11 protein-coding genes are annotated in these 14,054 nt (G+C 68.8%); 9 read left to right on the forward strand and 2 right to left on the reverse strand.

From position 1 onward, the window contains the following. The first annotated feature begins 60 nt into the window (after window positions 1-60). The gene (locus tag ACWFR4_RS13140) at window positions 61-1,317 is read left to right on the forward strand and encodes an MFS transporter (RefSeq protein WP_453466074.1); all 1,257 of its coding nucleotides are present in this window, start codon (window positions 61-63) and stop codon (window positions 1,315-1,317) included. A 114-nt stretch (window positions 1,318-1,431) separates the two neighbouring features. Further along, window positions 1,432-1,920 carry an LppU/SCO3897 family protein gene (locus ACWFR4_RS13145; protein ID WP_453466072.1) on the forward strand — a complete coding sequence of 163 codons (489 nt, stop codon included), beginning with the start codon at window positions 1,432-1,434 and terminating at the stop codon, window positions 1,918-1,920. 104 nt (window positions 1,921-2,024) lie between these two features. Here ACWFR4_RS13145 and ACWFR4_RS13150 read toward each other — a convergent pair whose 3' ends face one another. After that, window positions 2,025-3,476, reverse strand: a complete 1,452-nt coding sequence (locus ACWFR4_RS13150; RefSeq protein ID WP_453461225.1) for a CCA tRNA nucleotidyltransferase — start codon at window positions 3,474-3,476, stop codon at window positions 2,025-2,027. Between the two features lie 193 nt (window positions 3,477-3,669). Between ACWFR4_RS13150 and ACWFR4_RS13155 the strand changes: the two genes are divergently transcribed. From ACWFR4_RS13155 to trxA, 7 genes are all read left to right on the forward strand, one after another. Next, on the forward strand, window positions 3,670-6,006 hold the full coding sequence (locus ACWFR4_RS13155) for a DUF6049 family protein (protein ID WP_453461222.1): 2,337 nt from the start codon (window positions 3,670-3,672) through the stop codon (window positions 6,004-6,006). A 45-nt stretch (window positions 6,007-6,051) separates the two neighbouring features. Further along, window positions 6,052-8,295, forward strand: coding sequence for a murein biosynthesis integral membrane protein MurJ (gene murJ / locus ACWFR4_RS13160; protein ID WP_453652369.1), 2,244 nt, complete (start codon window positions 6,052-6,054; stop codon window positions 8,293-8,295). A 119-nt stretch (window positions 8,296-8,414) separates the two neighbouring features. Beyond that, window positions 8,415-10,133, forward strand: a complete 1,719-nt coding sequence (locus ACWFR4_RS13165; RefSeq protein WP_453461216.1) for a protein kinase family protein — start codon at window positions 8,415-8,417, stop codon at window positions 10,131-10,133. A 28-nt stretch (window positions 10,134-10,161) separates the two neighbouring features. After that, complete coding sequence (gene sigM / locus ACWFR4_RS13170) at window positions 10,162-10,887, forward strand: RNA polymerase sigma factor SigM (protein WP_453461214.1); 726 nt, start codon at window positions 10,162-10,164, stop codon at window positions 10,885-10,887. Continuing rightward, window positions 10,884-11,828, forward strand: a complete 945-nt coding sequence (locus tag ACWFR4_RS13175; RefSeq protein WP_453461211.1) for an anti-sigma factor family protein — start codon at window positions 10,884-10,886, stop codon at window positions 11,826-11,828. The genes sigM and ACWFR4_RS13175 overlap by 4 nt, the downstream gene beginning before the upstream one ends. Before the next feature lie 142 nt (window positions 11,829-11,970). Further along, window positions 11,971-12,933, forward strand: coding sequence for a thioredoxin-disulfide reductase (gene trxB, locus ACWFR4_RS13180; RefSeq protein ID WP_376255353.1), 963 nt, complete (start codon window positions 11,971-11,973; stop codon window positions 12,931-12,933). A gap of 49 nt (window positions 12,934-12,982) precedes the next feature. Beyond that, window positions 12,983-13,315 carry a thioredoxin gene (trxA, locus tag ACWFR4_RS13185; RefSeq protein ID WP_100597220.1) on the forward strand — a complete coding sequence of 111 codons (333 nt, stop codon included), beginning with the start codon at window positions 12,983-12,985 and terminating at the stop codon, window positions 13,313-13,315. A gap of 111 nt (window positions 13,316-13,426) precedes the next feature. On the opposite strand, the gene ACWFR4_RS13190 is transcribed toward trxA, so the two are convergent. Then, window positions 13,427-14,044, reverse strand: coding sequence for a GNAT family N-acetyltransferase (locus ACWFR4_RS13190; RefSeq protein WP_453652370.1), 618 nt, complete (start codon window positions 14,042-14,044; stop codon window positions 13,427-13,429). Between the last annotated feature and the right edge of the window lie 10 nt (window positions 14,045-14,054).

Below are 14,054 nucleotides of genomic sequence, written 5' to 3' on the forward strand. Positions count from 1 at the left end.
GGTCCCCGGATGCACATGGCGTGCGCCCGGGGACCTTTCCCGTATGTGAGGCTGGGCCCCATGGCTGTCGTCCGTGACCTGCGCGTACTCCTGCGCTTGAGGGACTTCCGGCGCCTGTTGGCGCTGCGGCTGCTCTCCCAGGGCGCGGACGGCGTCTACCAAGTCGCGCTGGCCACCTACGTGGTGTTCTCGCCGGAGAAACAGACTTCGGCCGGCGCCATCGCCTCAGCCATGGCCGTGCTGCTTCTTCCGTACTCGGTCGTCGGCCCGTTCGCGGGCGTCCTCCTCGACCGCTGGCGCCGCCGTCAGGTCTTCCTCTACGGCAACCTCCTGCGGACCGTCCTGGCATCCTTGACGGCCGTACTGATGCTCAGCAATGCGCCGGACTGGCTCTTTTACGCCTCCGCCCTGTGCGTCACCGCCGTCAACCGCTTCATCCTCTCCGGGCTCTCCGCCGCCATGCCGCGCCTGGTCGACGCCGAGCGCCTGGTGATGGCGAACTCCGTCTCGCCGACCGCGGGCACCCTCGCCGCAACGCTGGGCGGCGGACTCGCGTTCGCCGTCCGCCTGCTCATCTCGGACTCCGACGCCCTTGTGGTGCTGGTCGGGGCGGCCCTCTACCTGTGCGCGGCGCTCGCGTCCCTGCCCATGTCCGCGGAACTCCTCGGTCCGGACGCGGAGTTGGTGCGTCCGGGCCTGCGGGCGGCGCTCACCGGCACGGCGCAGGGGCTCGCCTCGGGCGTACGTCATCTGACCGCGCGCCCCGCGGCCGCCCGCGCCCTGGCCGCCATGACGCTGATGCGGTTCTGCTACGGGGCACTGACCGTCATGGTCCTCATGCTCTGCCGCTACTCCTGGTCGTCCACGGAGTCCGACGGACTTGCCCTGCTGGGCCTCGCCGTGGCGATCTCGGGGGCCGGATTCTTCGCCGCCGCCGTCGTCACGCCCTGGGCCGCGGGGCGGCTGGGACCCGCCGGGTGGATCACCGCCTGCGCGGGGGCGGCAGCCGTCCTCGAACCCGCCCTCGGGCTTCCGTTCGCACCCGGCCCCATGATGGCCGCCGCCTTCGTCCTGGGCCTGACGACCCAGGGCGCGAAGATCGCCACCGACACGGTCGTGCAGTCCTCGGTGAACGACGGCTTTCGTGGCCGAATCTTCTCCGTTTACGACGTGCTGTTCAACGTCGCGTTCGTCGGCGCGGCCGCAGTGGCCGCGCTGATGCTGCCTCCTGACGGACAGTCGGTCCCGCTGGTGCTCACGGTGGCCCTGATCTACGCAGTGATTGCTGCGGGTATGACCCGATTCGACACCCAGTAAGTGTCACATCAATGACACAGAGCCCCTCCCGACTTCAGAGTTGTCAGTCGGTACGGATAACTTACGGGCGTCTTATCCGCGCCATCGCGCCTAAGTTCGAGGGGGACCCCCAAAGTGACCACTCCGCCGCCGCAGGGCCAGAATCCGTTCACCCAGGGCCAGCAGCCCTCTGGCCCGCCGCAGGGCGGTCCGTACGCTCCGGTCGCCGGCCAGCCCGGGGTTCCTCAGCAGCCGTACCCGCCGCACGCCCAGGGTGCGCCCATCCCGCCCGCCAAGCCGTCGGGTGGTGGCAAGAAGAAGGCCCTGCGCATCGTGGCGCTGATCGTGGTCGCCATCGCGCTCTACGGCGTGAAGTGGTACCTCGGCCAGAGCGACGCCGAGACGACCGCGGTCGGCAGCTGCCTGCACAACAACGGCACGACGTCCGCTCCCGACCTGAAGGACGTCGACTGCTCCTCGAGCGACTCCGAGTACAAGGTCATCGAGAAGTTCGACGGCACCAGCGACGTCGACAAGTGCAACTCGGTCAAGGGCACCGAGGTCTCCTACTACCAGAGCGGTGGCAGCCACGACGTGGTGCTCTGCCTGAAGGAAACCAAGTAAGACCACGCGGCACGATGCCGAAGGGCGCTGTTTCACGTGAAACAGCGCCCTTCGGCATGTCCGCCCCGGGTCCATGTTTCACGTGAAACATGGACCCGGGTCACTCACTCGGCGTCCTGCTGCGCCGCCCACCATTCCTTGAGCGCCGCCACAGCCGCGTCATGCTCCATCGGCCCGTTCTCGAGCCGCAGTTCCAGCAGGAACTTGTACGCCTGCCCGATCGCCGGCCCGGGCTTGACGCCCAAGACCTCCTGGATCTGATTGCCGTCGAGGTCGGGACGGATCGAGTCCAGCTCCTCCTGCTCCTTGAGCTGCGCGATGCGCTCTTCCAGGCCGTCGTACGCGCTCCCCAGCGCATTGGCCTTCCGCTTGTTGCGCGTCGTGCAGTCGGAGCGGGTCAGCTTGTGCAGGCGGTCCAGCAGCGGACCCGCGTCACGGACGTAGCGGCGGACCGCGGAGTCGGTCCACTCGCCGGTGCCGTATCCGTGGAAGCGCAGGTGCAGCTCGACCAGGCGCGAGACATCCTTCACGAGCTCGTTCGAGTACTTCAGCGCAGTCATGCGCTTCTTCGTCATCTTGGCGCCCACCACCTCGTGGTGGTGGAAGGAGACCCGGCCGTCGTCCTCGAAGCGCCGCGTCCTCGGCTTGCCGATGTCGTGCAGCAGGGCCGAAAGGCGGAGCACGAGATCCGGGCCGTCCGACTCCAGCGCCATCGCCTGCTCGAGGACGATCAGCGTGTGGTCGTAGACGTCCTTGTGCCGGTGGTGCTCGTCCCGCTCAAGGCGCAGCTCGGGCAGCTCGGGCAGGACATGGCCGGCGAGGCCCGTGTCCACGAGGAGGGTGAGGCCCTCGCGCGGGTGTGCGGAGAGGACCAGCTTGTTCAGCTCGTCCCGCACCCGCTCCGCGGAGACAATCTCGATGCGGTCGGCCATGTCCTTCATGGCCTTGACGACCTCGGGGGCCACCTCGAAGTCCAGCTGCGCGGCGAACCGTGCGGCACGCATCATCCGCAGCGGATCGTCGGAGAAGGACTCCTCCGGGGTTCCGGGCGTACGCAGCACGCGCTCGGCAAGGTCGTCGAGCCCGCCGTGCGGGTCGATGAACTCTTTCTCCGGCAGGGCCACGGCCATCGCGTTCACCGTGAAGTCGCGACGCACGAGGTCTTCCTCGATGGAGTCGCCGTACGAGACCTCTGGCTTGCGCGAGGTCCTGTCGTACGCCTCGGAGCGGTACGTGGTGACCTCGATCTGGTAGCCGTCCTTCTGGCAGCCGACCGTCCCAAAGGCGATCCCGACCTCCCACACGGCATCCGCCCAAGGCCTGACGATCTTGAGCACATCTTCGGGACGCGCGTCCGTGGTGAAGTCCAGATCGTTGCCGAGCCTGCCGAGGAGCGCATCCCTGACCGAGCCACCGACCAGGGCGAGAGGGAACCCGGCCTCCTGGAATCGACGGGCGAGGTCGTCGGCGACAGGGGCCACCCGCAGCAGCTCGCTCACCGCGCGGCGCTGCACCTGGCTCAGGGCACTGGGATTGTCTTCATTGGCGTTCGGCACAACAGAAAAGGGTACGTGGCCCGAGCCCAGGGTTCCGCCTCGTTTTCCGCGGGTGGGCGCGAGCCCTGCCGGATGCCCCCTACCCTGTCTTCCGATCATGTGGAGCAGTCCGCGGCACTTCGCCACAGCGCACCTCGTTACCATGCGTGGACTATCCGACGACCACTGACGACGACGAGGGACGGGCGAGCGCGTGGCCGAGGCGGCAGACTTCCAAGGGATCACTCCCTCACCTGCCCGTCGAAGGCGGCGGCGCACGGGGGCGTTGCTCGCCGGAGCGCCTCTGCTGGCCGCCCTGACCCTGTTCGGCGGCTCCCCCGGATACGCCTCCCCGCAAGCACCCGCGGCCGACGCGATCGGCACGAGCACCGTCGATGTCGCCGTGAACTCGCTCACTCCGAGCGCACCGTCCGACGGCGACACGGTCACCGTCACCGGCACGCTCACGAACGACAGCAAGCAGGCCGTCACGGACGCCCATGTGGCGCTCCGCCTCGGTTCTGCCCTCGGTGGGCGGGCCTCGATCGACAACGCCTCACGGCACGCGGCGGGGGGAGTGCCGGACGGCAGGGAGATCGGCGGCAAGTACGCCAAGAAGGTCTCCAAGCTGGCCCCCGGCGCGACGCAGGGCTTCAGCCTCTCCGTCCCCGTCAAGGAGATGGACCTCGGCGCCGACGGCGTCTACCAGCTCGGTGTCGCGCTGACCGGCCAGACGGCGACGCAGCCGTACCAGCAGACGCTCGGCATCCAGCGGACCTTCCTCCCTTGGCAGCCCGAGGCCGCGGAGACGAAGACGAAGACGACGTACCTGTGGCCGCTCATCTCCCAGACCCACCTCACGGCCGAGACGGGATCCGACGAGCAGCAGACGCGCATCTTCCATGACGACAGCCTCGCCAAGGAGATCGCTCCGGGCGGCCGTCTCCAGCAGATGCTGTCCCTCGGCACCGCCCTCGATGTGACCTGGGTGGTCGACCCCGACCTCCTCGCCTCGGTCGACGCCATGACGAGGCCGTACAAGATCAAGGAGTCGGACGGCACCGAGATCAACGGCAAGAATCAGGCGATCGCCAAGCAGTGGCTGAACGGCCTGAAGAACGCCGTCGCCGACCAGAAGGTCGTCGCCCTCCCCTTCGCCGACCCGGATCTCGCGTCGCTGGCCCACAACGGCACGAAGGTGACCGGTTCCCTCGGGCACCTCAGGGACGCCACCGATGCGGCCTCCACGACCGTGGAGACGGTCCTGCACGTCAAGCCGGACACGAGCTACGCCTGGCCCGCCGACGGCGCGATCGACCCCAGCATCGTCAATGTCGCGACGTCCGCCGGCGCCGACAAGGTGATCGCCCGCAGTGACAGCCTCCAGGAGCGGAACAACCTGCCGTACACGCCGTCGGCAGCCCGCCCCATCGGCAGCGGCACGACGGCCGTGGTGACCGACGCGCGACTGTCCGAAGCCTTCCAGGGCGACATGACGAAGGCCGAGAACTCGACGCTCGCCGTGCAGCAGTTCCTCGCGCAGAGCCTGACGATCAACCTTCAGGAGCCCGACAACGAGCGCAACATCGTGGTCGCGCCGCAGCGCATGCCGTCCGCAAGCCAGGCGCAGTCCATGGCTCAGGCGATCAAGGCCGACCAGGACAGCAGCTGGTCGGAGTCCGAGGACCTGGCCGCAGCCACGAAGGCGAAGCCCGACCCCGAAGCGACGACCCGGGTCCCCTCCTCCCGGTCCTACCCCTCGTACCTGCGCAAGCAGGAGCTGCCCCGGTCGGCCTTCCAGGCGATCCAGGACACCCAGACCAAGCTCACCAACTTCCAGGTGATCCTCTCCGACCCGGCCCGCGTGGTGACGCCGTTCGGGCGGGCCATGGACCGGCAGATGTCCACGTCCTGGCGGGGCCGCCCCGCCGAGGCGCAGGCGTACCGTGTCGGTGTCGCCGAGTACCTCTCGGCGCTCACCAAGCAAGTCAGGCTCATCGAGAAGTCCGAGGCGAAGCTCTCCGGACGCAGCGCGACGATCCCGGTGACGGTCCAGAACAACCTGGTGCAGGGCGTCGAGCACCTCGTCCTGCGCCTCACGTCGACGAACGGCACCCGCCTCAAGATCGGCGACGGGCCGTACTACGAGCAGCGGGTGAAGGTCGCCGGCGGGCACAGCCAGTCGGTGAAGTTCACCACCACCTCGAACGCCAACGGCAGGGTCCCGGTCTTCGCCCAGCTGTACACGGAGGACGGCCAGCCCTACGGCCCCGAGGTCCGCTTCGACGTGAACGTCACCGAGATCACCCCGACCGTGATGCTCGTCATGGCCGGCGGCGTCCTGCTCCTCGTCCTCGCCGGGTTCCGCATGTATACCCAGCGCAAGCGCGCCGCCGCGCAACGCGCCGATGAAGGACCTGACGACGGTCAGAACGGGGAGTCGGGCTCCGAACCCGGGGAAGGCGACCCCGAGCAGCCGAGTGACCCGACACCGGACACCGCTCCGGAAAGCACGGACCCGTCCGGCACGGGTGAGAGAGTGGACCGTTGAGCGATGTCGTGGCCGTGGGCCCGGGGACGATGAGGTGGGGTAACCATGAACGCGCCGTACGACGGTGACCGTGGCCAGGGCCCGGGCGGCTCAGCCTCGGCCGGGGGCCCTCCCCCCGGTCATCAGGGAGCGCCCGGCCAGGTCCCGCCGCCCCACCCAGCTCCAGACGCGTATCCGCAGGACGCGTACCTCCAGGACGCCTACGACCAGGATCCGTACCGGGCCCAGGACCTCACGGCCCAGGATCCGGTGACGGAGGCGCTCTACGACCGCGCCGCGCACCCTCCGCCGCCTCCGGGCACCTATGAGGCCCCTCAGCCGCTCTACGACCCGCCTCCCGCAGCCCAGTACCCCCCGGACCCCCGCGTGTGGGCCCAGACGCCCGCTCCCGAGCCGGAGGGCCCGTCGCGGCTCCTTCCCTACGGCGACGACGCCAGGACCACGCAGTTCCTGGGCGTCGACGATCTGATGACGCAGGCGAGCGAGGAGCAGAACGAGCCCGACGCCTTCGCGCATCTCTTCCGTGACCAGCAGAGCAACGGCGGCGGCCGTCCGCCGACCGACGCTTCCAGCGTTCCGGTGCCCACCGCCGGACAGGCCCAGCCTCCCGTCCAGGGCGGCATGCCCGCACCTGTCCCTGCCCCTGCCCCGACCAAGGGGGGCCGCGCATCGGGCCTCCTGAAGTCGAGTGCCGTCATGGCGGCGGGCACCCTGGTCTCACGCCTCACCGGTTTCGTGCGCACCGTGGTCATCACCGCGGCTCTCGGCTCCGCGCTGCTCGGTGACGCGTGGACTGTGGCATACACCCTGCCGACCATGATCTACATCCTGACCGTCGGCGGCGGACTCAACTCGGTGTTCGTGCCGCAGCTCGTACGGTCCATGAAAGAGGACGAGGACGGCGGCGAGGCCTACGCCAACCGCCTGCTGACACTCGTCATGGTCGCGCTCGGCGTGATCGTCGCCATCGCCGTCTTCGCATCGCCACTCCTGATCCGGCTGATGTCGACGGGGATCGCCAACGATCCGAACGCGAACAACGTCGCCGTCACCTTCGCCCGCTACTGCCTGCCCACGATCTTCTTCATGGGCGTGCACGTGGTCATGGGCCAGATCCTGAACGCCCGCGGGAAGTTCGGCGCGATGATGTGGACTCCGGTCCTGAACAACATCGTCATGATCTTCACGTTCGGCATGTTCATCTACGTCTACGGCACCGCTGCAGACTCTCACCTGCACGTCGACACGATCCCCGCCGACGGTGTCCGACTGCTCGGCATCGGCACCCTGCTCGGTCTGACGGTGCAGGCGCTGGCGATGATCCCGTACCTGCGCGAGACCGGCTTCCGGTTCCGGCTGCGCTTCGACTGGAAGGGCCACGGCCTCGGCAAGGCGGTCAAGCTCGCCAAGTGGACCGTGCTGTTCGTCCTCGCCAACCAGGCGGGCGTCCTCGTCGTCACCCAGCTCGCCACCGCCGCCGGAAAGGCGTCCGACAAGTCCGGCGCGGGCATCATGGGTTACTCCAACGCCCAGCTGATCTGGGGCATGCCGCAGGCCATCATCACCGTCTCCGTCATGGCGGCGATGCTGCCGCGGATCTCGCGCGCCGCCCACGACGGCGACCCGGGAGCGGTCCGAGACGACATCTCGCAGGGCCTGCGCACCTCCGCGGTCGCGATCGTCCCGGTCGCCTTCATGTTCGTCGCCCTCGGCGTTCCGATGTGCACCCTGCTCTTCGGGTCCAGCGGCGCCGACGGCGCCCGCTCCATGGGCTACATCCTGATGGCGTTCGGCCTCGGCCTGATCCCGTACTCCGTGCAGTACGTCGTGCTGCGCGGCTTCTACGCGTACGAGGACACCCGGACGCCCTTCTACAACACGGTCATCGTGGCCGCCGTCAACGCGGCTGCGTCGGGGATCGCCTACCTCCTGCTGCCCGCCCAGTGGGCCGTGGTCGGCATGGCCGCCTCGTACGGTCTCGCGTACGCGATCGGTGTGGGCGTCGCCTGGCAGCGCCTGCGTAAGCGTCTCGGCGGCGACCTGGACGGCGCACAGGTAATCCGTACGTACGCCCGCCTCTGCATGGCCTCGATCCCGGGGGCCGTCGCCGGTGGCGCGGTCGGTTTCCTGATCATGAGGGCGCTCGGCAGCGGCGCGGCGGGTTCGATCGCAGCGCTGGTCGTGGGCGGGGCAGTACTGCTGGGTGTCTTCTATGTCGCTGCCCGGCGCATGCGGATCGAAGAGCTCAACTCGATGGTCGGTATGGTCCGCGGGCGCCTCGGCCGCTAGCGGCCCGGCAGGCCGCACAACCATCGCGGGCTGCCGCGTGTCGTGCTTATCGCAGGACTGTGGGCACAATTGGCTTTGGCGTCGCAGAGCGCGCAACGGATGGGGAGGCAGGAACGACGGTGGCGGAACGGAGTACGGCTGCCGTCGACGTGGCAGACAACAGTGGTGACGAGCCACTGACCGCGAAGGCGGAGCAGACCACGGCCGACGGGGTGGCCCAGACCCGGGAGCGGGACACGGCAGCGAACGAGGACGCGGAGGACACCGACGATTCGACGAGCCCCGGCTCGTCCACTCCCCCCGAGCTGCACAGCGGTCACAAACTCGCGAGACGCTATCGCCTGGAGGAGTGCGTCACCCGGCTGGACGGATTCAGCAGCTGGCGCGCGATGGACGAGAAGCTCCGCCGTGCCGTCGGGGTGCACCTGCTCCCCGCGGACCACCCGCGGGCACGGTCCGTCCTCGCGGCGGCACGCTCGTCGGCGCTGCTCGGCGACCCTCGCTTCGTCCAGGTCCTGGACGCGGTCGAGGAGAACGACCTCGTGTACGTGGTGCACGAGTGGCTGCCCGATGCCACAGAGCTGACCGCGCTGCTCGCCTCGGGCCCCCTCGAGGTGCACGAGGCATACCAGCTCGTGAACCAGATCTCGCAGGCGATGGCTGCCGCGCACCGCGAGGGCCTCGCACATCTGCGGCTCACCCCGAGCGCGGTGCTGCGCACCTCGACCGGCCAGTGGCGTATCCGCGGCCTCGCCGTCAACGCCGCCCTGCGCGGCATCACGTCGGAGACACCGCAGCGCACGGACACCGAGGCGATCGGTGCCCTCTTGTACGCCGCCCTGACGCAGCGCTGGCCCTACGAGGACGACGCGTACGGCCTGTCCGGGCTACCCAAGGACATCGGCCTGATCGCGCCCGACCAGGTGCGGGCCGGCGTGCATCGCGGGCTGTCCGAGCTGGCCATGCGTGCCCTCGTCAACGACGGGGCAACGGCGTCGCGGCAGGATCCTCCGTGCACCACGACCGAGGACCTGGTGAAGGCTGTCGGCGAGATGCCTCGCATCCGTCCCCCGGAGCCCGTGTTCACGGCGCCCGCGGAGTACCAGCGGACGACCTATCAGCAGGGAACGTACGGCCGTCAGGCTCCGCGTCCCGGGGTGGCCCAGCCCATGCCGGCGGTGCCTCCGCCGCCGCTGCAGAGCCGTACGGGCAAGGCGCTCAAGTGGGCCGTGTCGGCGTTGCTCATCGTGGCCCTCGGCCTCGGCAGCTGGCAGCTCGCGGAAGCCCTGATGGACCGCGGCAAGGCGGGCGACTCCAACACGTCGCACAACACCGACGGCAACGACAAGGGCGACGAGCACAAGCCGACGAAGCCGATGGCCATCGAGAACGCCAGGGAATACGTCGCCAAGGGCGAGGCACAGGCCCCGGGTGAAGTGGCGAAGACCTACGACGGCGACAGCAAGACGTTCTGGCGTACCAAGACCTACAACGACGGCCCGAAGTTGGCGCCCTACAAGCCCGGCGTCGGTATCGTCTACGACCTCGGCTCGGCCAAGGACGTATCGGCCGCGTCGATAGCTCTTCAGTACAGCGGCGACCACACGACGGTCTCCCTGTACGCGGCCGATTCGCTGTCGCCCACGACATCGATCGACTCCATGAAGAGCATCGGTACGGACACCACGACGGGTACCACCGCGAAGATCGAGGCCGACAAGCCGGTGAAGACGCGGTACGTGCTCCTGTGGATGACGGCGCTGCCGAAGTCCGGATCCGACGGTTACTACGGAGCGGGTTACAAGCAGGCTCTCACCGACGTGAAGTTCACCGGCTGAGGGCTCACCTGGGGGAGGGGGTTCGAAAGTGGACGACGCCGCCTACGGCGAAGCAAGCGATCAGGACCTCCTCACCCGTCACGTCGCGGGTGACAAGGACGCCTTCGGCGAACTCGTGCGCCGCCATCGTGACCGCCTGTGGGCCGTCGCGCTGCGCACCCTGGGAGACCGGGAGGAAGCCGCTGACGCCGTCCAGGACGCCCTGGTCTCCGCCTACCGGGCGGCGCACACGTTCCGCGGTCAGTCCGCCGTCACGACATGGCTGCACCGCATCACCGTGAACGCCTGCCTCGACCGGGCCCGCAAGGCCGCGTCGCGGAAGACTTCTCCGGTCGAGGACACGGAGCGCCTGGAGCAGCTCCTCGAACCCCACGAGTCCGCGGCCGCCCCTGCCGAACGCAACGATCTGCACCGTGAACTCTTCGAAGCGCTGGGCACCCTTCCCGTCGACCAGCGGGCCGCGCTCGTCCTGGTCGACATGCAGGGCTACCCGGTGGCCGAGGCAGCCCGCGTTCTCGGCGTTCCCACCGGCACGGTCAAGAGCCGCTGCGCGCGCGGCAGAGCCAGACTCCTGCCGTTGGTCACCCATCTGCGGACCGACAACGGCGAGAACCCGAGTGGCAAGAACCCGCCCCCGGAAGCGCCGGGAAGGAACCGGACGCAGGGGACATCCGTCCCACCGGCAGCAGGGCCCCAGGACGGGGCAGGACCAAGTGATTCAGCTGCCGTGAAGGGCGGAGGTGGGCGAGCGTGACATCCACGACCGACACGGCCGAGCACCCCGAGATCGACGAGATCTCCGACCTCACCGAGGGCCTGCTCTCTACTGCCCGCACCGAGGAGGTACAGGAGCACCTGAACGGTTGCGAGCTGTGCGCCGACGTCCACGCCTCCCTGGAGGAGATCCGCGGCACGCTCGGCACGCTCCCCGGCCCGGCCCATATGCCTGCCGACATCGCGGGCCGCATCGACGCCGCGCTCGCCGCGGAGGCACTGCTCGACACGAAGGCACCTGCCGACACCGAGTACGAGGTCAAGGGCGAAGCCGAGGCACAGTCCGCGTCGCCTGTTTCACGTGAAACAACGCCGGCCGACTCGCCGACCACCCCCGCAGACCGCCCTTCCGGTCATCCCCGTGCCGCGACAGGTCCGGGGCGCGGCGGCAGGACGCACACCCGGCGCCGTCGGGGCGCCGCCCTCGGAGCGGTCTTCACCGCGGCCGCGATCGGCCTGGGAGTCTTTTTCCTGCAGAACGGGGGCGGCACACCCACCGGCGCTCCCGAGAGCGGCACGCCCCGTCAGGCGAGCTCCGCACTTTCCTTCTCCGAGAACAAGCTCGAGAGCCAGGTGCAGAACCTTCTGACGGAGAAATCCTCCGCGCCCTCCGATTCGTCGACATCCAAGCCGTCCCTCGACATCCAGCAGTCGGGGCCGAAGACCCCCCGGACGAACTCCCCGATGCGGGGGAAGACCGTCGTGGTGCCGGACTGCATACAGCGGGGCACCGGCCGTCAGACCCCTGCCCTCGCCATCGAGCGGGGAGACTACAAGGGCACCACCGCCTACCTCGTCGTGCTGCCCCACGAGTCGGATCCTGCCCAGGTCTCGGCCTATGTCATCGACGCGACCTGTGTGAAGCGGCTGTCCTCGGCTCCCGGCAAGCTGCTGCTGACCCACTCCTACGCGCGGCGCTGACTCCACACCGGGACACACTTCACGTGTGCTCCCGGACACGGTGGGAATGCGCGCCCCGTAGGATCCGTTGGGTGGGGTGAGAGTCCGGAGACGGGCTCCCCCGGCAGTACGCAGCAGTCCCGCAGAGACGAGGAATCAAGCCGTGAGCGACGTCCGTAACGTGATCATCATCGGCTCCGGGCCCGCCGGTTACACGGCGGCCCTGTACACCGCGCGCGCGTCGCTGAAGCCGCTGGTGTTCGAGGGCGCTGTCACCGCGGGCGGTGCCCTGATGAACACCACCGAGGTGGAAAACTTCCCCGGCTTCCAGGACGGCATCATGGGCCCCGAGCTCATGGACAACATGCGCGCCCAGGCCGAGCGCTTCGGCGCCGAGCTGGTCCCGGACGACGTCATCTCCGTCGACCTGACGGGCGAGATCAAGACTGTCACCGACACGGCGGGCACCGTGCACCGCGCGAAGGCCGTCATCGTCACGACCGGCTCCCAGCACCGCAAGCTCGGCCTGCCGAACGAGGACGCGCTCTCCGGTCGTGGCGTCTCCTGGTGCGCGACGTGCGACGGCTTCTTCTTCAAGGACCAGGACATCGCCGTGATCGGCGGCGGTGACACCGCGATGGAGGAGGCGACCTTCCTCTCCCGGTTCGCCAAGTCCGTGACGATCGTGCACCGCCGTGACACCCTGCGTGCCTCCAAGGCCATGCAGGATCGCGCCTTCGCCGACCCGAAGATCAAGTTCGCCTGGGACAGCGAGATCGCCGAGGTCCACGGCGACCAGAAGCTCTCGCACCTGACGCTGCGCAACGTCAAGACGGGTGAGACCTCCGAGCTCCCGGTCACCGGCCTGTTCATCGCGATCGGCCACGACCCGCGCACCGAGCTCTTCAAGGGCCAACTCGAGCTGGACGACGAGGGCTACCTGAAGGTCGAGGCCCCTTCGACCCGGACGAACCTGACCGGTGTCTTCGGTGCCGGTGACGTCGTCGACCACACTTACCGCCAGGCGATCACCGCGGCCGGCACCGGCTGCTCCGCCGCCCTGGACGCCGAGCGCTTCCTCGCCTCTCTCACAGACAGCGAGTCCGCCGCGGCCGCCACCGTCTGAGAACTCACACCCGCCCCACCGCATCACCAAAGTAGCTAAGGAGCCCGCCGTGGCCGGCAACCTCAAGAACGTGACCGACGCTTCCTTCGACGAGGACGTCCTCAAGAGCGACAAGCCCGTACTGGTGGACTTCTGGGCCGCCTGGTGCGGACCGTGCCGCCAGATCGCGCCGTCCCTCGAGGCGATCGCCGCCGAGTACGGCGACAAGATCGAGGTCGTCAAGCTCAACATCGACGAGAACCCGGCCATCGCCGCGAAGTACGGCGTCATGTCGATCCCGACCCTGAACGTCTACCAGGGCGGCGAGGTCGCCAAGACCATCGTCGGCGCCAAGCCGAAGGCCGCCATCGTGCGCGACCTCGAGGACTTCATCGCCAACTGACCGGCGACGCGGCTCCACGGCGGAGCGGCGATGTTTCACGTGAAACACGAACGGGCCAACCCAACCGGGTTGGCCCGTTTGCGTGACCGCCGCAAACGGATGGATCGGGACTCACAGAGGGCGGAGCGCCGGTTCCTTCTGCACCGCTCCGAGGAGCCGGTCCAGTGCGAGCTCGACGTCCTCCTTCCACGAGAGCGTCGTACGCAGCTCAAGGCGGAGGCGCGGATAGGAGGGGTGAGGCCGCACGGTCTTGAAGCCAACGGCCAGCAGATGGTCCGCGGGGAGCATGCAGGCCGGTTCCTTCCACTGCGCATCGCCGAACGCCTCGATCGCCTTGAACCCCCTCCGCAGCAGATCCTTGGCGACGGTCTGCACCATCACCCGGCCGAGCCCCTGGCCCTGATAGCCGGGCATGATCCACGCCGTCATCAGCTGCACGGCATCGGGGGAGACCGGACTCGTGGGAAAAGCAGTGGAGCGGGGGACGTACGCCGGCGGCGCGTAGAGCACGAAGCCGACCGGGACATCGTCCACGTAGACGACCCGGCCGCAGGAGCCCCATTCCAGGAGGACAGCCGAAATCCAGGCCTCCTTCTCCGGCTCCGAAGTGCCTGCCTTTACCGCGGCTTGGCCGCTGACCGGATCCAGCTCCCAGAAGACACACGACCGGCAACGCTTGGGAAGGTCCGGAAGGTTGTCCAGTGTGAGCGGTACGAGCCGACGCCCCATGAAGGCAGTT

It is taken from the genome of Streptomyces sp. NPDC055140 (assembly GCF_053607285.1).

What these genes read in the sequence shown, in the direction of transcription:
- murJ (WP_453652369.1), top strand. Translation starts at nt 6,052, where the DNA reads ATGAACGCGCCGTACGACGGTGACCGTGGCCAGGGCCCGGGCGGCTCA.
- ACWFR4_RS13140 (WP_453466074.1), top strand. Translation starts at nt 61, where the DNA reads ATGGCTGTCGTCCGTGACCTGCGCGTACTCCTGCGCTTGAGGGACTTC.
- ACWFR4_RS13190 (WP_453652370.1), bottom strand. Translation starts at nt 14,044, where the DNA reads ATGGGGCGTCGGCTCGTACCGCTCACACTGGACAACCTTCCGGACCTT.